7 protein-coding genes are annotated in these 19,181 nt (G+C 74.6%); all 7 read right to left on the bottom strand.

What is annotated here, in order from left to right; genetic code table 11:
• Positions 1 to 54 precede the first annotated feature (54 nt).
• On the bottom strand, positions 55 to 891 hold the full coding sequence (locus ODJ79_RS34375) for an ABC transporter permease (RefSeq protein ID WP_263027818.1): 837 nt from the start codon (positions 889 to 891) through the stop codon (positions 55 to 57).
• Positions 888 to 1,847: an ATP-binding cassette domain-containing protein gene (locus tag ODJ79_RS34370; RefSeq protein ID WP_263027817.1), complete on the bottom strand. Its 960-nt coding sequence runs from the start codon at positions 1,845 to 1,847 to the stop codon at positions 888 to 890. The genes ODJ79_RS34375 and ODJ79_RS34370 overlap by 4 nt, the downstream gene beginning before the upstream one ends.
• A 5-nt stretch (positions 1,848 to 1,852) precedes the next feature.
• A complete protein-coding gene (locus ODJ79_RS34365) occupies positions 1,853 to 2,065 on the bottom strand; it encodes an MbtH family protein (RefSeq protein ID WP_263027816.1) in 213 nt (70 codons plus the stop codon).
• A 26-nt stretch (positions 2,066 to 2,091) separates the two neighbouring features.
• Positions 2,092 to 5,844 carry a non-ribosomal peptide synthetase gene (locus tag ODJ79_RS34360; RefSeq protein ID WP_263027815.1) on the bottom strand — a complete coding sequence of 1,251 codons (3,753 nt, stop codon included), beginning with the start codon at positions 5,842 to 5,844 and terminating at the stop codon, positions 2,092 to 2,094.
• A gap of 10 nt (positions 5,845 to 5,854) precedes the next feature.
• A complete protein-coding gene (locus ODJ79_RS34355; protein WP_263027814.1) occupies positions 5,855 to 6,631 on the bottom strand; it encodes a thioesterase II family protein in 777 nt (258 codons plus the stop codon).
• Positions 6,632 to 6,740: 109 nt separating this feature from the next.
• Positions 6,741 to 16,874, bottom strand: a complete 10,134-nt coding sequence (locus tag ODJ79_RS34350) for a non-ribosomal peptide synthetase (protein WP_263027813.1) — start codon at positions 16,872 to 16,874, stop codon at positions 6,741 to 6,743.
• Positions 16,871 to 19,150 carry a condensation domain-containing protein gene (locus ODJ79_RS34345; RefSeq protein ID WP_263027812.1) on the bottom strand — a complete coding sequence of 760 codons (2,280 nt, stop codon included), beginning with the start codon at positions 19,148 to 19,150 and terminating at the stop codon, positions 16,871 to 16,873. The genes ODJ79_RS34350 and ODJ79_RS34345 overlap by 4 nt, the downstream gene beginning before the upstream one ends.
• Between the last annotated feature and the right edge of the window lie 31 nt (positions 19,151 to 19,181).

Genomic DNA, 19,181 nt, shown 5'->3' with positions numbered 1-19,181 from the left:
AAGCTAGGCGATGACGTTTCGCGGCCGTTATCGGCGCAATTTCAAAATGCTTTGTCAGCGCCGGTTGTATCGGTGCACGGCCAGTGGGACGGCGACCACCAGAATGCCCACGCTCCAGGTCAGGGCGCTGGTCGCGTGACCCGTCCACGGGCCGCCGATGAGCATGTTGCGGGCCGCGTCGGTCACCTGGGTGGTCGGGTTCACCTCGGCGAAGGTCCGCATCCAGCCGGGCATCGTCGAGGTCGGCACGAGCATGGAACTGCCGAACTGCAGCGGGATCATCCACAGGAAACCGGCCGAGGACACCGTGTTCGGGCTGCGCAGCACCAGGCCGATGACGGCGGACAGCCAGGCCAACGCGGTGCCGTAGAGCAGCACCAGGGCCACGCCCCCGGCCGCCACCAGCGGCGAGGTGCGCACCTCGAAGCCGACCAGCAGGGCGAACGACAGCATGATCACCTGGCCGAGCAGCAGGCGCGCGACGTCGGCGATGATCCGGCCGGAGAGCACCGCGGAGCGGGCGATCGGCAGGGACCGGAACCGGTCCATGATCCCGGTGCCGAAATCCATCGAGAGCGTGAAACCGGTCGCCCGGGAGGCGAACATGATGGTCTGCACCATGATGCCGGGCAGCAGATACTGCCGATAGTCGCCCTCGCGGCCGTTCCAGATCGCGCCGCCGAAGACGTACAGGAAAATGAGGGTGAAGACGATCGGCATCAGCGCCGAGTCGACGAGCTGCCCCGGATCGTTGCGGACCTGCAGCAGGTTGCGTCGCGCGATCGCGAACGAGTGGCGCAGCGTCGCCCGCACGCCGACCCGCCCGCTGAGGGCCGGCGCCGCCGGCTTGCCGACGACCGCGCTCTCCGTTGCCGCCACAACCGCGCTCATGCCTGGCTCCGTTCCGGTTCGGCGTCGGTGGCGGCGCCGGTCAGCGTGATGAAGACTTCGTCGAGGGTCGGCACCCGGGTGTCGACGGCGGTCACGGTGACCGTGGCGGCGGCCACCGCCTGCAGCGCCGCGGCCAGGTCCTCGTCGTGCGCCAGCGGCAGCCGCACCTGGTCGCCGTCCTGGTCGGGCTGGTGGCCCGGCAGCTGCGCGCGCAACCCCGCGGCGAGCTCGCCCGCGTCGTCCGGCGAGGCCGTGGTGAGCAGCAGGGTCCGGCCGCCGACGCGGCCGGCGAGCTCGGCGACGGTGCCCGAGGCGATGATGCCGCCGTTCCGCATCACCACCAGCGAGTCGGCGAGGGCCTCGGCCTCCTCCATGTACTGGGTGGTGAGCAGCACCGTGGACCCGTCCGCGACCAGCTCGCGCACGGTGGCCCACAGCCCGTTGCGGCTGTGCGGGTCCAGCCCGGTGGTCGGCTCGTCGAGGTAGATGACCCGGGGCGAGCCCAGCAGGCAGGCGGCCAGATCCAGCCGCCGGCGCATGCCGCCGGAATAGTCGCGGACCAGCTTGGTCGCGGCGTCGGTGAGGCCGAAGCGCTCGAGCATCCGGTCGACGCGCTCGCGGGCCCGGCGGCGCGGCATGTCCAGCAGCCGCCCGATCAGGTAGAGGTTGTCCCGGCCGGAGAGGTCCGCGTCGACCGCGGCGAACTGTCCGGTCAGGCCGATCAGCTGGCGCACCTGCTGCGCCTGGGTGACCACGTCGTAGCCGAGCACCGTGGCCCGGCCGGCGTCCGGCTTCACCAGGGTGGCCAGCATCCGTACCGTGGTGGTCTTGCCCGCGCCGTTCGGTCCGAGCAGACCGAGCACCGTTCCGGCCGGCACCGTGAGGTCGACGCCGTCGACCGCGGTGTGGTCGCCGTAGCGTTTGACCAGGCCTTCGACCTGGATTCCCGTCGTCATGCCGGTTATCCGCGGTCCATGGCGTCCGCGAGGCTGCGCGGGCGCATGTCGGTCCACGCCGACTCGATGTGCTCCAGGCACTCCGCCCGCCCGGCCGGGCCGAAAGCGGTGCTCCAGCCGCCCGGCACCTCGATGAAGGTCGGCCAGAGCGAGTACTGCCCCTCGTCGTTGATCAGCGCCAGGAAGTTGCCGTCGGCGTCCTCGAACGGGTTGGTCACGGTGGTTCCTCTCTCGATGAGTGCGTTCACTGCCGTTGCAGGACCGTGGCCAGCTCGCCGACGGTCGGGTGCTCGTAGAGGTGGTGCAGGGACAGCTCACCGGGGAGGACACCGTTGATCCGGCCGACCAGCTGCGCGGCCCGCACCGAGCTGCCGCCCAGGTCGAAGAAGCGGTCGTCGCGGCCCACGTCGTCGCGGCCGAGCACCTCGCCCCACAGCGCGGCGAGCCGGCGTTCCAGGTCTCCGGCGGGCGCCACGTAGCGGCGGCCGCCGCGCTCGGCGCTCAGCGCCGCCTCGGCGAGCACCCGCGCCCGGTCGGTGCCGCCGTCCGGGGCGGCCGGCAGCTCCGCGAACCGCAGGCAGTGCACCGGCACACCCAGCTGCCGGGCGTGCCCCGCGACGGCCCGGCGCACCTGCGCCTCGGGCGCGGTTCCGGCGTACGCCACGATCAGCTCGGCCGGCCGCGCCGCGCCCGGGGCCAGGTCGCGCACGATGTGCTCGTTGCGCCCGTCCAGCCCGATCAGCAGGTGCGGCCGCGGCCGGCGCAGCGCGGCCACGAACGAGGCGAGGCCACGCTCCACGTCGATCGGGCGGAAGCCGCGGGCGGCCGCGGCGCCGGCCGGGGCGGCCCGGTTCATCCCCACCCCGGTCCAGGTGCTCCAGGCCAGGCAGCGCACCGGGCGGCCGAGCTCGCGCCCCCAGTGGTCGGCGAAGCCGGTCAGGAAGCTGTTCGCCGACGCGTAGGCGGCGAAGGAGCTGCCGCCGAAGTCGCCGTTCACCGAGGAGAAGAGCACGAGCAGGGTCTCCGGCCGGTCCCGCAGCAGCGCGGCCAGGCTGAGCGTGCCGTCCACCTTGGCCCGGTACGCGGCCAGATAGCCGGCCCGGCTCTCCCGGGCGACGGTGTGCCGCTCCAGCCGGGTCCACTGGGCCGACACGTCGGCGCCGGCCAGGTGCAGCACCCCGTCCAGCGGGGCGCCCCAGCGGCGTTCCGCCTCGGTCAGCGCGCGGCGCAGCCCGTTCTCGTCCGCCACGTCGAGCGCCCGGTACTCGACGTCGCCGAGACCGCGCAGCTCCTCGAGACGCGCGGCCCGCTCGCCGGCGGCGCCGAGACCGTGCAGCTCCTCGAGACGCGCGGCCCGCTCGCCGGCGGCGCCGGCCACCGCCGAGCGGCCCACCAGCAGCAATCGGGCCTGGTACGCGGCCAGCAGATACTCGGCGAGCGCGAACGCGATGCCGCCCAGCCCGCCGGTGATCAGGTAGCGCCCGCCCGGCACCAGCCCGGCGGATTCCGCGCCGGCCGCGGCCGGCGGCACCGGGGCCAGCCGGGGCACCAGACGCTGCCCGGCGCGGCGGGCGACCAGGTCCTCGCCGGCCGGCCGGCGCAGCTCGTCGAGCACCATGTCCGCCCAGTCCGCCGGTTCGCCGGCGGGCAGGTCGAGCTGCCGGACCAGCGGCAGCGCCTGCTCGGCGGCGGCGGTACGGATCAGGCCCGGCAGCGCCAGCCAGGCCGGGTCGAGCCGGTCGCCGGGCCGCGCCCAGAGACCGCCCCGGGTGAGCACCAGCAGCTCCGGCCGGTCGGGCTCCGCGGCCAGCTCTCGAATCAGGTCGGCCACCTGCAGCGGGCCGTCGGCGGGCTGGTCGGCGAGCCCACGCGCGTCCAGGACGAGCCCCGGGCGCCGGTCCCTCAGGACGGTCCGCAGGTCCTCGTCCGGCCCGGCCACGATCACGTCGACGGCCAGCCGTTGCGCCGGCACCTCGCCCCCGATCACCAACCAGGGCCCGGGCGGCAAGGGGCGGTCCGGGCGGTCGGTCGACTCCGTCCAGACCCGCTCGAAGAACCAGGCCGGCAGGCCGTCGTCGTCGATCTCCTCGTTCTGCCCGGTGGTCAGCCAGTCGTCGAACCGACCCTGCTCCAGGTCGGCGACCAGCTGGGCGCGCTGGATCTTGCCGCTGCCGGTCTTCGGGAAGGCCGCCCGCTCGACCGGCACCACCAGGTGCGGGCGCAGCCCGAGCTGCTCGGCGAGCCGGGCCCGGATGGCGGCGATGGTGTCGTCGACCTCCGACGCGTCGGTGGGCACGAAGAAGACCACCAGCCGGTCCGCCTGGTTGCCGGGGCCGGCCCAGCCGCACGCGGCGGTCCAGGTGACCTCGGTGCCCGGCACCTGCTCGACGATCGACTCGATGTCGTAGCTCAGGTGGTTGGCCCCGTTGATCACGATCATGTCCTTCTCGCGACCGGTGATCGTGAGGCTGCCCTGGTGCAGAAAGGCCAGGTCGCCGGTGCGGAACCAGCCGTCCTCGGTGAACGAGGCGGCGTTCGCGGCGTCGTTGCGGTGATAGCCCGACATGATCGTCGGCCCGGTGATCTGCAACCGCCCGACCCGGTCCGCCGGCAGCACGCGGTCCTCGTGGTCGACGATGCGCAGCCGGACACCGGGGATCGGCGGCCCGACCTCGGTGAAGCAGATGGCCTCCGGATCGCCGGGCTCGGCCAGCCGCAGCGCCCCGCTCAGCGAGTGCTTGTCCACCCAGAGGCGGCCGGCGTGCGGGTCGTCGGCGGGCAGCACCGAGTAGGTGACCCCGGAGCTGGTCTCGGACATCCCCCAGCACGGACGCATGGCGCCCGCCGGCAGGCGATGCGGGCCCAGCAACCGCTGGAAGCGCTCGGCCGTCCGGCTGACCACCGCCTCCCCGGCATTGCAGATGTGCCGCAGCGTGGAGAGGTCCCACGAGCGGCCCTCGGTGGCTGCCAGCCGCTCGTTGAGCTGCGCGAAGGCGAAGTTGGGCGCCCAGGTGTTGGTGACCCGGTACCGGTCGGACCAGTCCAGCCAGCGCAACGGCTCGGCCAGGAACTCGCCGATCGTCGCGTTGACGTGCCGGCAGCGCAGCACCACGTCGCGCACGTTGTACATGACGATGCCGCCGACGTGGTCCAGCGGCATCCAGTTGAGCGACACCTCGTGCTCGTCGAAGCCGTTGGCCGCGGCGGTCGCCCGGGTGCGGGCCAGGATGCTGCGGCTGGTGTGCCGCACGCACTTGGGCACGCCGGTGCTGCCCGAGGTGAGCAGATGCACCACCGGCGTGTCCGGGGTGGCCGGGAACCAGTCGGTGGCCGGCTCGCCGCCGCTGAGCTCCCCGACGTCGGCGACCCGCAGGTCGTCGGCGTCCCACAGGGTGGCCAGGTTGCGCACGGACGCGGCCAGCGACTCGTCGGTCAGCACCAGCGGCCGGTCCAGCAGCTCCCACGCGTTGCGCAGCTTCGTGGTCACCGCGTTCTCCCGGTCGTAGCCGGGGGCCGGGCCGACCGGGGTGGGCAGGAAGCCACCGAGCACGCAGGCCCAGAACGCGGTCACGAACGACCGGTTGTCGGCGAACTGGAACAGCACCGAGTCGCCCGGCGCGACGCCGGTGCGGCGCAGGCCGCCCAGCAGCCGCTCGGCGTCGCGCAGCAGGGCACCGTACGACTGGTAGCTCTCCCCGCGCGCGGTGAGGTAGACGGTGCCCCGGTCCGGCGGCGCCTCGGCGGCCAGCCGCAGCGCCTGCTGCAGGGTCTCCGCGGCGCCCGGCTCGGCGGGCAGGTCCCCGCCGTACGCGATGAATCCGGCGCCCTCCGGCGGCTGGTCCTCCTCTGCCGACAAAACGGCAGCTGACAAAACGGAAGCGCGCCGGTGTGCGCGGACCTCGTGCCGCACGATCGGCTCGGCCGTGTGCACTCCGTCGACGGCCTCCGCCGCCGCCCGTACCCGGGCGAGAACGTCCTCCTGCGCTGACTGCGCCATCGTCGCGCTCCTATCCGGCCTGCGCCGACTCGCGGCCGAGCAGCGCGGCGCCGACCGCGCCGGCGATCTCGCCGGCCGCCTGGTTGAGGTAGAAGTGGCCGCCCGGGAACGTCCGCACGACACACGGCCCGGTGGTGTGTGCCTGCCAGGCGGCAAGCGAGGCGACCGGGGCCCGCTCGTCGGCGTCGCCGCCGAGCGCCGTGATCGCCGAGTCCAGCGGCGGCTCCGGCTGGTACTCGTAGTTCTCCCAGAGCGCGAAGTCGGCCCGCAGCGTCGGCATCAGCAGCTGCATCAGCTGCTCGTTCGCCGTCACGTCGGCCGACATCCCGTCGAGCCGGGCCAGCGCGTCCCGGAACTGGTCGTCCGGCAGCGCGTGTATGTGGTCCACCGGCGCCGGGCTGCCCGGCGCCGGCTGTCCGGAGAGGAACAGGTGCTGCGGCCGCAGCCGGCGCTTGCGCAGCAGCCGGGCGAGCTCGAAGGCGAGCAGCGCGCCGCCGCTGTGCCCGAAGAAGGCGAACGACCCCTGCAGGTACGGCCGCAGCGCGACCGCGACCGTCCGGACGGTCCGGTCCACCCGGTCGAAGGCCGGCTCGGTGAGCCGGTCCTCGCGGCCGGGCAGCTGCACGGCGACCAGCTCGACCTCCGGCGGCAGCAGCGCCGGCCATTCCGCGAAATAGCCGGCGCCCGCGCCCGCGTGCGGAAAACAGAAGAGCCGGAACCGGCGACCGCTGCGCCGGGCCCGCCGGACGAACGGTGATTCCGCGATGAGTTTGTCGAATCCCGACATGACCGCATGCACCTAACCGCAGGGAAATTGAATGTGCCGAGCATCAAATTAGGCGGCCGTTTTATCGGGCCCCTATCCCCGGTTTTTCCGGTCGCTTTTCCGCGACCCGTCAAGCCATCCGGGCCGACGCCGCCTCGGCGATGCGCGCCACCGGTTCCGCGGTGAGCAGGTCGTGGTGCCCGCAGTCGAGCCGGACCAGCTCGATCCGGCCGTCCACATAGGGCGCCCAGGCCTCGGCCAACGCCCCGCCACCGGCCGAGACGATCAACAGCAGGTCGCCCTTGTACGGTCGTGGCCGGTGACCGGTGACCACCCGGACACTGTTGATCATCACGTCCAGGTGGCGCTCCGCGGCGATCCCGCTGACCTCCCGCCGCAGCACGGCGAGGGCCCGGGCCCGCTGGTCGGCCTCGCTGCCCCGGTCGTCCGGATCACCGCCGGCGTCGTCGCTCATCGTCGCCAGGATGTCGGCGCCGGTGAGCGCCCGCTGCCGCTCGACCGGCAGGCCGGGCTGGCCGGGGTCGCCGGGCCGGGCGTCCAGGACGGCCAGCAGGCCCACCTCGTGGCCCTGCTCCTGCAGCACGCTCGCGACGGCCTGGGCGATGTTGCCGCCGATCGAGTAGCCGAGCAGGTGGTAGGGGCCGTCCGGTTGCACGGCCCGGATCTGCTCGGCGTAGTCGGCGGCCATCGCCATCAAGGTGCCCGGCAGTGGCGCCGGATCGTCGAGGCCGCGCGCCTGCAGGCCGTAGACCGGCCGGTCGGCGGCCAGCTCCCCGGCCAGTCCGAAGTATCCCCAGCTCAGGCCGAGCGACGGGGGCAGGCAGAAGAGCCCGGGCCGGTCCGGGCCGCGGCGCAGGGTCAGCACCGGCCCGTCCGGTTCCGCGGACGGCCCGGCCAGCCGGTCGGCCAGCATCGCCACCGACGGCGCCTCGAACAGCGCGCGGACCGGCACCTCGGCGCCGATCGCCGCGCCGATCCGCTCGCACAGCCGCATGGCCAGCAGGGAATGGCCGCCCAGCTCGAAGAAGTCCGCGTCGGCGCCGACCCGGTCCCGGCCCAGCGCGTCGGCGAACAGGGTGCAGAGCACCTCCTCCAGGTACGAGCGCGGCGCCCGCCCGTGCTCCTCGGCCACCTCCGGCGCCGGCAGGGCCGCCCGGTCGAGCTTGCCGTTCGGGGTGAGCGGCAGCGTGTCGAGGACCACCAGGGCGGGCACCATGTGCCGCGGCAGCAGGCGGCTCAGCTCCGCCCGCAGCGCGGCCGGGTCGAGGGCGTGTCCGGGCTCGGGCACCACGTAGCCGGTGAGCCGCTCCCCGGCCGGGTCGTCCCGGAGCAGCACGACGGCGTGGGCCACGCCCGGCCGGCGCGCCAGCACGATCTCGATCTCGTCCAGTTCGACCCGCAGCCCGCGGATCTTCACCTGGTTGTCGGCGCGGCCGAGGAACCGCAGCTCGCCGGAGCCTTCCCAGCGCACCAGGTCGCCGGTGCGGTAGAGCCGGCCGCCGGCCGGTCCGAACGGGTCGGCGAGGAAGCGCTCGGCGGTCAGCCCGGGGCGGCGCAGGTAGCCCCGCGCCAGACCGGGGCCGGCCACGTAGAGCTCGCCCGGCACGCCGGGCGGCACCGGCCGGAGATGATCGTCCAGGACGTACACCCGCACGTTGGGGATCGGCCGCCCGATCGGCGGAGCCTGCCCGAAGCCCGTGTCGCACACCCACGACGCGACGTCCACGGTGGCCTCGGTCGGGCCGTACGCGTTCACCATCCGCCGGCCGGCCGACCAGAAGGCCAGCAACTCGGCCGGGATGCTCTCCGCCCCGGTGCTCACCAGCCGCAGGTCGGGCAGGTCGACCCGGGGGACGCTGGCCAGCACCGACGGCGGCACGCACGCGTGCGTGATCCGTTCCCGGGCCAGGAACTCGGCCAGCCGCGCGCCCACCGCCGGCCCGCCCGGCAGGACCAGGCACGCCCCGGACAGCAGGGCGAGGCACAGCTCGGAGACGCTCACGTCGAAGCTCGGCGAGATCAGCTGCGCGACCCGGCTGCCCGGGCCGGCGGCATACCGCTCGGCATGGTGGGCGGCGAGGCCGGCGATGCCGCGATGGGTGACGACGACGCCCTTGGGCACCCCGGTCGAGCCGGAGGTGTACATGACGTACGCGGGATCGTCGAGTCGCGCGGGGCGCAGCGTCCCGCTTCCCGGCGCCGTTCCACCGTCCACGATCGACACCTCGCCGTGGTCGTCCACGGCCGGCCGGACGACGCAGGTGGGTCGCGCGTCGCGCAGCATGAAGGCGATCCGGTCCGGCGGATAGTCCGGGTCCACCGGCAGGTAGGCGGCGCCCGCCCGGAGGGTGGCCAGCACCGCCACGATCAGGTCGATCGAGCGCGGCAGCAGCAACGCGACGGTGTCGCCCGGCCCGGCGCCCGCGGCGGCGAGCCGGTGCGCCAGCCGGCCGGCCCGCTCGTCGAGCTCCCGGTAGGTCAGGGTCTCGGCGCCGGAGGTCACCGCGTCCGCACCGGGTGTGCGTTCCACCTGCCGTGCGAACAGCTCGGGCCAGGTTTGCGCGGGCACCTCGACCGTGGCGCCCTGCCAGCGGTCGAGGACCCGCTCGCGCTCGTCGTCGGCGAGGATGTCGAACTCGCGCAGCGGACGCTCCGGCGCACGCACCGCGGCCTCGAGCAGCCGGACGAACCGGTCGGCCAGCGCCCGTACGGTGGTCGCGTCGAAGATCGAGGTGGCGTAGCGGACGACCCCGGTCACGCCGCCCGGCACACCGTCGTCGACCTGCTCCTCGAGCAGGAACGCCAGGTCCACCTTGGCCGCCTCGCCGTCGACCGGTTCGGCGCGCACGGTCAGCCCGGGCAGCCGCGGGTCGACGTCGTCGAGGTTCTGCAGCGTCAGCATCACCTGGAACAGCGGGTGGTGCGCCGTCGACCGGACCGGGTTGAGCAGCTCCACCAGGCGCTCGAACGGCAGTTCCTGATGGGCGTACGCGGCCAGATCGGCCTCCCGGACCCGGTCCAGCAGGGCGCTGAGCGTGGGGTCGCCCGAGGTGTCGGTGCGCAGCACCAGGGTGTTGACGAAGAAGCCGATCAGTTCCTGGGTCGCCTCGTCGGAGCGGCCGGCGACCGCGCAGCCCAGCGGGATGTCGTCGCCGGCGCCCAGCCGGGTCAGCAGCGCCGCCAGCACCGACTGCAGCACCATGAAGACGGTGGCCCGCCGGTCCCGGGCCAGCGCGGCCAGATCCCGGTGCAGCGCCGCGCCGATCTCGACCGAGACCGTGCCACCGTCCAGGCCGGCCACCGCCGGGCGGGGCCGGTCGGCCGGCAGGTCCAGCCGGTCCGGCAGGCCGGCGAGGGTCTGCCGCCAGAACGCGCCCTGCCGGCTGATCTCGCTGTCCGGGTCGTTCTCGTCGCCGAGCACCTCGGCCTGCCAGAGCGCGAAGTCGGCGTACTGCACGGGCAGCGGCGCCCGGTCGGGTGCGGTGCCCGCCCGGCGCGCGGCGTAGGCGTCGCCGAGGTCGCGCAGCAGCGGGCCCATCGACCAGCCGTCGGCGGCGATGTGATGCATGACCAGCACCAGGACGTGCTCGTCGCGGTGGCGGATCAGCCAGGTCCGCAGCGGCTGGTCGCGGGTCAGCTCGAAGCAGTGCGCGCCGGCCGCCCGGACCGCGTCGGCCAGCTCCCGCGGCGAGTGCGCCACCAGCTCGTCCAGCACCGGCGCCGCGGTGGTGACCAGTTGGTACGGGTGACCGTCGCGGTGCGGGAAGACGGTACGCAGGCTCTCGTGCCGTTCCACGAGATCGCCCAGGGCCGCGCGCAGCGCCGCGGTGTCGAGCTCGCCGGTCAGCCGCAGCACCACCGGCACGTTGTACGCCGGTGACGGCCCCTGGAAGCGGTGCAGGAACCACAGGCGGCGCTGCGCGGCGGACAGCGGTATCCGCTCCGGCCGCGGCCGTGGCCGCAGCGGCGGGCGGGCCGGCCGCTCCCCCGGCCCGTCGAGGCGTTCGGCGAGGGCGGCGACCGTCGGCGACTCGAACACCGTGCGGATGGCCAGCTCGACCCGCAGCACGCTGCGGACGCGGGCCACCAGCTTGCTGGCCAGCAGCGAGTGTCCACCCAGGTCGAAGAAGGTGTCGTCGATGCCGACCGCGGGCAGGCCGAGCACCTCGGCGAACAGCTCGCCGAGGATCCGCTCGCGTTCGGTGCGCGGGCCGCGCGACGACACGGCGATGTCCGGGGCCGGCAGCGCGGCGCGGTCCAGTTTCCCGTTGGCGGTGAACGGCAGCCGTTCGACGGCCACGAAGGCGGCCGGCACCATGTAGTCGGGCAGCCGCCCGGCGGCGTACTCCTTGAGCTCGCCGAGGTCCACGGGCGCGGCACCGGCCGGCACCACGTAGGCCACCAGCCGCTTGTCGCCGGGCTGGTCCTCGCGCAGCAGCGCGGCCGCGTAGCCGACCGCCGGGTGGTCGCCGACGACCTTCTCGATCTCGCCGAGCTCGATCCGGAAGCCGCGCAGCTTCACCTGGTGGTCGACCCGGGCCACGAACTCCAGCTGCCCGTGCCGGTTCCAACGGCCCAGGTCCCCGCTGCGGTACATGCGCGAGCCCGGCGCGCCGTACGGGTCGGCGACGAACCGCGTCGCGCTCAGCCCCCGCCGGTTGAGGTAGCCGCGGGCCAGCAGGCCGCCGGCGATGTAGAGCTCGCCGGTCACCCCGGGCGGCACCGGCCGCAGCCGGGCGTCGAGCACGTACATCCGGGTGTTCCAGGCCGGTGTGCCGATCGTGATCACCCCGGCCGGGACCCGGTCGCCGGCCTCGATGCGGAACTGGGTGCAGCCGACCGTGGTCTCGGTCGGCCCGTACTCGTTGACCACGACCGCGCCGGGGTGCCGGCCGCGCCACAGGTCGAGCGGCTCGCCGAGCAGCGATTCCCCGCCGAGCACCAGCTGCTCGGCCGGCGCGAACCCGTCCGGCAGCTCGTTGAGGTAGGCCAGGTGGCTCGGCGTCGCCTTGACGAAGGTGGGCCGCACGGCCGGCGGCGCACCGTCCAGGTCGACCAGATGCACGCAGCCGCCCATGGTCAGCGGCCCGAACAGCCCGGTGACGGTGAGGTCGAAGGAGGCGGGCGAGTGCACCAGCGCCCGGCCGGCCATGCTCGGGTAGATGTGCCGGGCCCAGGCGAGATAGGCCGACAGCGAGCCGTGCTGCACCGCGACGCCCTTCGGCCGCCCGGTCGAGCCGGACGTGAAGATCACGTACGCGCAGCCGTCGGCCCGCAGCGGCGCACCGCGCTCGTCGTCGCCGACCGGGCCGCCCGGTAGCTCGTCGAGCGCCCGCCGGGTGTCCGGGTCGTCGAGCAGCAACCGCGGACGGCCACCGGGCAGCGCGCCGCTCAGCCCGGTCGTGGTGGCGACCAGCACCGGGTCCACGTCGTCGAGCAGGAAGCCGACCCGCTCGGCCGGGTGATCCGGTTCGATCGGCAGGTAGGCCGCGCCGGCCCGCAGCACGGCGAGGATCGTGACGACCAGGTCGAGCGAGCGGGGCAGGACGACGGCGACGAACCGCTCCGGGCCGGCGCCCGCGGCGATCAGGCGCCGGGCGAGCCGGTTCACCCGGGCGTCCAGTTCGGCGTACGACAGGCCGGTGTCGCCGTAGGCCACCGCCGGGGCGTGCGGGGTGCGGCGGGCCTGCTCGGCGAACAGCTCCGGCACGGTGCCGGACGGCAGCTCACGCCGCGGCCCCTGCCAGCGGTCCAGCACGTCGGTGTGCTCCGCGGCGGAGAGCAGGCCGAGCGCGGCGACCGGGGTGTCCGGCTCGGCGACGGCGGCGGTCAGCAGCCGGGCCAGGCGGTCCGCCATCGCCTCGACGGTGTCCCGGTCGAACAGATCGGTCGCGTACTGGATGGCGCCGGTCAGGCCCGCCGGCGAGCCGTCCTCGGCCCGGCTCTCGGCCAGGAAGAACGACAGGTCCAGCTTGGCGGTGGCGGCGCCGACCGCCTGGCGGCGGGCGCGCAGGCCGGGCAGGGCGAACTCGGCGTCGCCGGTGTCGCCGAAGGTCAGCATCACCTGGAAGACCGGGTGGTAGGCCATCGACCGGGCCGGGTTCAGCTCCTCCACCAGCCGCTCGAACGGCACGTCCTGGTGGGCGTAGGCGGACAGGCCGAACTCGCGCACCCGGGACAGCACGGTACGGAAGTCCGGGTCGCCGCTCAGGTCGGTGCGCAGCACCAGGCTGTTGACGAAGAACCCGACCATGTCGTGCAGCGCCTCGTCGGCCCGCCCGGCCACGGCCGTGCCGAGCACCACGTCGGTGCCCGCGCCCAGCCGCGACAGCAGCACGGAGATGCCGGCCTGCAGGACCATGAACACGGTCGTCTGGGTCTCCCGGGCCAGGCGGACGACCCGCTCGTGCAGGCCGGCCGGGAGGGTGAACTCGACCAGGGCGCCCCGGCCGGTGGCCACCGCGGGGCGGGGCCGGTCGGCCGGCACCTCCAGCACCTCGGGCGCACCGCGCAGGCTCTCCCGCCAGAACGCCAGCTGCCGGGCGATCAGGCTGTCCGGGTCGTGTTCGGCGCCGAGCAGGTCCTGCTGCCAGAGCGCGTAGTCGACGTACTGCACGGGCAGCGGCGCCCAGTCCGGCGCCTCGCCCGCGCACCGGGCGGTGTAGGCGGCCGACAGGTCCGCGCCGATCAGCGCGGTGGACCAGCCGTCCCCGGCGATGTGGTGCAGCAGCAGAAGCAGCACGTGCTCGTCCGGGCCGGTCCGGAACAGGGTGGCCCGCAGCGGCGCCTCGGCGGCCAGGTCGAAGGGGCGCGCCGCGGCCTCCGCCAGCCGGTCGTCGACGGCCTCCGCGGTGGTCTCGACGACCGCGAGATGGACCTCGCCGGCCGGCCGGACCCGCTGGTAGGGCGCGCCGTCGGCCTCGGCGAAGACGGTACGCAGCGCCTCGTGCCGGCCGGCGAGATCGGTGATCGCCGCCCGCAGCGCGGCGTGGTCGAGCGGCCCGGACAGCGCCACCGCGATCGGCAGATGGTAGGTGGCGGCACCCTCCTCCAGGCGGTGCAGGAACCAGAGGCGGCGCTGGGCGAACGAGAGCGGCGCCCGCTCGGGACGCGGCGACACGGCGCGCACCGGCGGGTTCGCGCCGGCCGCGGCCCGCAGCCGGGCGGCGAGCGCGGCCGGCGTGCCCGCCTCGAACACCGCCCGCACCGGCAGCTCGCAGCCGAACGCCGATCGGATCCGGCCGACCAACCGCATGGCCAGCAGCGAGTGGCCGCCTAGCGCGAAGAAGTCGTCGCCGGCGCCGACCGCGGGCACGCCGAGCACCTCCGCGACCAGGCCGCGCAGGATCTCCTCGCGGGGGTCGGCCGCCGTGTCGCCGGGCTGCGCGCCGCCGGTCGGTGGTTCGGGCAGAGCGGCCCGGTCGAGCTTGCCGCTCGGCGTCATCGGCAGTTCGGCAAGCAGCACGTACGTGCTCGGCAGCAGCGCGGTCGGCAGCCGGTCGGCCAGCCGGGCGCGGATCGCCGGCACCGGGTCGCCGTCCTGGTCGGCGGCGGGCACGACGTACGCCACCAGCCGCGCCGAGTCGCCGTCCAGCCGCGCGACCACGGCGGCCGCCCGCACCTGCGGCAGCGCCGCCAGCACGGCCTCGGCCTCGCCCGGCTCCACCCGGACGCCACGCACCTTCACCTGGTCATCGGTGCGGCCGAGGAACTGCACGCTGCCGTCGGCGTTCCAGCGGGCCAGGTCGCCGGTGCGGTACATGCGCGAGCCGGGCGGCCCGAACGGATCGGCCGGGAACCGCTGCGCACTCAGCCCCGGCCGCCGGTGGTAGCCGGTCGCGACCTGCACCCCGGCCGCGTACAGCTCGCCGGTGATCCCGGGCGGCACCGGGCGCAGCGCATGGTCGAGCACGTAGACGCGGGTGTTGCCGACCGGCGCGCCGATCGGGGTCACCCCGGCCGGCACCGGACCGGCGCCGTCCCGGGCGGTGACGTCGATGGTCGCCTCGGTCGGGCCGTACAGGTGGTGCAGGGGGATGTCGAGCGTCTCCCGGAAGGCGCGGTGCAGCTCCTCCGGCAGCGACTCCCCGCCGGTGAGCACCCGGCGCAGGCTCGTGCAGCCGGCCGCCTCCGGTACCCGCACGAACTCGCGCAGCATCGACGGGACGAAGTGGACGGTCGTCACCGCGTGCCGCTGGATCAGGCGGGCCAGATACAGCGGGTCCCGGTGCCCGTCGGGGCGGGCGAGCACGAGCGCGGCGCCGTGCGCCAGCGGCCAGAAGAACTCCCAGACCGACACGTCGAAGCCGGCCGAGGTCTTCTGCAGCACCCGGTCGCCGGGTTCCAGGCGGTACGCCTCCTGCATGCCGGCCAGCCGGTTGGCCACCGCGGCGTGCGGGACCGCCACACCCTTGGGCCGGCCGGTCGAGCCGGAGGTGTACATCAGGTAGGCGGTGTTGCCGGGCCGGAGCGGGGCGCACCGGTCGGCGTCGGTCACCGTGGCGCCCGAGCACGCCCGGACGGCCGCCACGGTGTCCGGGTGGTCCAGCAGAATCCGCTCGCCGGGCCGCCCCGCCCGTACCGGGTCGGTGGTCAGCACGCAGGCCGGGGACGCATCCGCGAGCAGGTACGCGATCCGGTCCGGCGGATGTCCGGGGTCGACCGGCAGGTACGCGCCGCCCGCCTTGAGCACGGCGAGGACCGCCACGATCAGGTCGGCCGAGCGGGGCACCGCGACGGCGACGACCCGCTCCGGGCCGACGCCGCGGGCGATCAGGTAACGGGCGAGCCGGTTCGACCGGTCGTGCAACTGCTCGTAGGTCAGCACCCCGTCCGGGTGGACCAGCGCGACGGCGTCCGGCTCGTCCGGCGGCGTGAGCAGGGCGGGCAGTGGCAGCAGCGGGTAGTCGCGGTCGGTGTCGTTCCACCGGTCCAGCACCAGGCGCCGCTCGGCTGCGGACAGCAGGTCGACGCGGCCGGCCGGGGTGTCGGTCGCGGTGGCCAGGACGGTGAGCGCCCGCTGGAAGCGTTCCAGCACCGCTTCCCCGTACGCCCGGTCGAACAGGTCGGTGCGGTAGTCCAGCCGGATGACCAGGCGGTCGCCGACCACACCGAGGATCACGCCGAGCGGGTAGTGGGTGGCCCCGCCGCCGTCGATGCCGGCCACCCGCAGGCCGTCCGGCTCCGGCTCGGTGTCCTCGTTGAACGGGTAGTTCTCGAAGACCATCAGGGTGTCGAACAGGCCGCCCCGGCCGGTGCCGCGCTGGATCTCCGCGAGGCTCAGGTGCTGGTGCTCCAGCAGCGCGGACTGGCGGTCCTGCAGCCGGGCGGCCAGCTCGGACAGGGGCGTACGCGGATCGAGGCCGACCCGTACCGGAAGGGTGTTGATGAACAGGCCGACCATGCTGTCGATGCCGGGGAGGTCGGCGGGCCGGCCCGCGACGGTGGCGCCGAAGACGACGTCCCGGCCGCCGGTCAGCTGCCCCAGCACCAGCGCCCAGGCGGTCTGCGCCAGGGTGTTCAGGGTCAGGCCCCGCCGGCTCGCGGCATCGGTCAGCGCGCCGGTGACCTCGGCAGACAGCTCGGCGAAGAGGCGTTCGGGCAGCCCCGAGGCCCCGCCTGACGCGGCCGGGGCCACCAGGGTGGCCTCGGCCCCGGCCAGGGCGTCCGCCCACGCACGGCGGGCGGCGTCCCGGTCCTGCCGGGCCACCCAGGCGAGATAGTCCCGGTACGGGGTGACGGGCGCCAGCCCGGCCGCGGTCCCGCCCTGCCGGTAGATGGTCAGCAGCTCCTGCACGAGCAGCGGCGCCGACCAGCCGTCGAACAGGATGTGGTGGTTGGTGAGCACCAGCCGGTGCTCGTCCGCGCCGAGGCGGACCAGGGTGAACCGGAGCAGCGGCGGCCGGGCGATGTCGAACGCCGTCGCCCGGTCGGCGAGCAGGAACTCCTCGAACCCGGCCGGATCCAGCGTCCGCTCCGCCCAGCCGGGCCGCAGCTCGCGGGGGATCACCTGCATGGTCCGGCCGTTCGCCCGCAGCCGGAAGGCGGCGCGCAGGTTGGCGTGCCGGGCGAGCACCAGGTCGGCGCTGCGGCGCAGCAGGCCGGCGTCGACCGGGCCGGTCAGCTCGAGGACGAGTTGGGTGTTGTAGACGTCGATGTCCCGCTCGTCGTAGAGCGAGTGGAACAGCAGCCCCTCCTGCAGCGGGGACAGCGGCAGGACGTCCTGCAGCGCGGCCCGGCTCATGCCCACTCCCCCAGCTCGGCCTCGAGATCGTCGAGTTCGTCCTGGGTGAGCTCGGCCAGCCCGGCGTCGGCCGGGGTGAGGGCGAACCCGCCGTCGGCACTCGCCAGCTGTTCCAGGGCGGCGCACCACTCGGCGGCCAGCGCCGCCACCCGGTCCTCGGCCAGCAGCGCGGCCGGCCAGGTCCAGCTGCCGACCAGACGGGGACCGCCGGTCGCCTGCTCCACCATCGCGGTGATCTCCAAACTGTGGGTCAGCGGCATGTGCGGATCCCGCGGTGGCAGCGCCGGACCGTCCACCGGCGACCAGTCCGTCTCCGGCCCGTCGCCGCCGGCCCGGCCCAGGTAGTTGAAGCCGATCTGCGGCGTGACGGCGAGGTCCGCACGGTCGTCGAGGTATCGCAGGACGCCGTAGCCGATGCCGTTGCCGGGCAGGGCGCGCAGCTGGGCCCGGACCGCCTTGAGCGCGTCCTGCGGCCGGGTCTGCGGTCCGCCGGGGTCGAGCCGCACGGGGTACAGCGCGGTGAACCAGCCGACCGTCCGCGACGTGTCGGCGTCCCCGGCGATCTCCTCGCGGCCGTGCCCCTCGACGTCCATCAGCACCGGGCCCGGGCCGCGCCGGCGGGACACCGCGGTGGCCAGGGCGGTCAGCAGGATGTCCGGAACGGTGCCGGTGGCGCTCTGCGCGACCTGGGCCAGCAACCGCTCGGTGACCTCCGGGCTGACCGTGACGGTCACCTCGCGGGCGGTGGCCGCCGTGTCCCGGGCCGGGTCGAACGGAAGATCGGTCAGCAGCGGGTCCGCGGTGGCCGCGATCTCGCGCCACACCGGCAGCTCGGCCCGGCGCCGCGGCGCCTCGTCGTGCAACCTGGTCGCCCAGGAGCGCAGCGAAGTGCCGACCGGCTGCAGGTTCGGCTGCCGTCCGGCGTCGACCGACTGCCACGCCTCGGCCAGGTCGGACAGCAGGATCTGCCAGGAGACGGCGTCGACCGCCAGGTGGTGCACGACGATCAGCAACCGGCCGGGCGTGCCGCTTCCGGCGTCGTACCAGACGAATCGCGCCACCTCGCCGCGGGCCGGGTCGAGTTCCCGGCGGGCCGCCTCGGCGTGCCGTTCGGCGTCGCCGGGGCCGGTGTCGGTGACCCGGCGGATCAGGCCGGCCGCGTGTACGGCGCCGCGCGGCCGCACCCGGGGCGTCCCGCCGGGACCGACCTCGATCCGCAGGGCGTCGTGGTGATCGACGAGCGCCTGCACCGCGCCGGTCAGCGTCCGCTGGGTGAGGACGGCCGGCGTGCGTACCGTCATGGACTGGTTGAAGCCGTCGGTGGCGCCCTCGTACTGCCGCAGCCATCGCATGATCGGCGTCGCCGGCAGGTCCCCGATTCCGGCGTCCGGGTCGGCGTTCGCGAGCACGGCGACCCGGGCCGCGGCCGCGAGGGCCGCCGGGGTCCGCAGCTGGAACACGTCACGGGCCGAGATCGTCAGGCCGGCCTTGCGGGCCCGGCTGACCACCTGGATCGACAGGATGCTGTCCCCGCCCAGTTCGAAGAAGTTGTCGTCGGGGCCGACGTGGGGCAGGTCGAGGATGTCGGCGAAGGCATCGCACAGGACCGGCTCGTAGGGTCCGGTCGGTGCCCGGCCGATGCTGCCGGTGTGTCCGGGGGCCGGCAGGGCCTTGTGGTCGATCTTCCCGTTGGGCATCAACGGGATCGCGGCCATGGTGACGAACGCCGACGGGATCATGTAGTCCGGCAGCCGCCCACCGAGCAGCTCCCGCAACTCGCCGACGCTGGGCACCGATTGGCCATCGGCGGGGACCAGGTAGGCGACCAGCCGCTTGTCACCGGGCCGGTCCTCCCGCACGATCACCACAACCTGCTCGGCCACCCCGGCCAGCGCCGCTTCGATCTCGCCGAGCTCGATCCGGAACCCACGCACCTTCACCTGCGTGTCGACCCGGCCCAGATACTGCAACTGCCCACCCGGCAGCCACCGGGCCAGATCCCCGGTCCGATACATCCGCTGCCCGGCCTCGAGCGGGTTCGCGACGAACCGCTGCGCAGTCAACCCCGGCCGGCCCAAATAACCCCGCGCCAGCCCGGCCCCGGCGACATACAACTCACCGGTCACCCCCGGCGCGACCGGCCGCAACCGCTCATCCAACACGAACACCCGGGTATCAGTGACCGGGCCGCCGATCGGCGGCACCACCTCACCCGCCAACGGGCCACTCATCGTCGCGCACACCGTCGTCTCGGTTGGCCCGTACGCGTTGACCATCCGACGACCCCGGCTAAAGCGGCCCACCAAC

The sequence above is a fragment of the Actinoplanes sp. KI2 genome, assembly GCF_025630775.1.
Taxonomy (GTDB): Bacteria; Actinomycetota; Actinomycetes; order Mycobacteriales; family Micromonosporaceae; genus Actinoplanes.
Note: the sequence above shows the minus strand (reverse complement) of the source record. Positions and strands in the feature narration are given on the sequence as shown.

Excerpts from the sequence above, each read along its gene's own strand:
- ODJ79_RS34375 (WP_263027818.1), bottom strand. The coding sequence starts at position 891 with ATGAGCGCGGTTGTGGCGGCAACGGAGAGCGCGGTCGTCGGCAAGCCG.
- ODJ79_RS34370 (WP_263027817.1), bottom strand. The coding sequence starts at position 1,847 with ATGACGACGGGAATCCAGGTCGAAGGCCTGGTCAAACGCTACGGCGAC.
- ODJ79_RS34360 (WP_263027815.1), bottom strand. The coding sequence starts at position 5,844 with ATGGCGCAGTCAGCGCAGGAGGACGTTCTCGCCCGGGTACGGGCGGCG.
- ODJ79_RS34355 (WP_263027814.1), bottom strand. The coding sequence starts at position 6,631 with ATGTCGGGATTCGACAAACTCATCGCGGAATCACCGTTCGTCCGGCGG.
- ODJ79_RS34350 (WP_263027813.1), bottom strand. The coding sequence starts at position 16,874 with ATGAGCCGGGCCGCGCTGCAGGACGTCCTGCCGCTGTCCCCGCTGCAG.
- ODJ79_RS34345 (WP_263027812.1), bottom strand. The coding sequence starts at position 19,150 with ATGGTCAACGCGTACGGGCCAACCGAGACGACGGTGTGCGCGACGATG.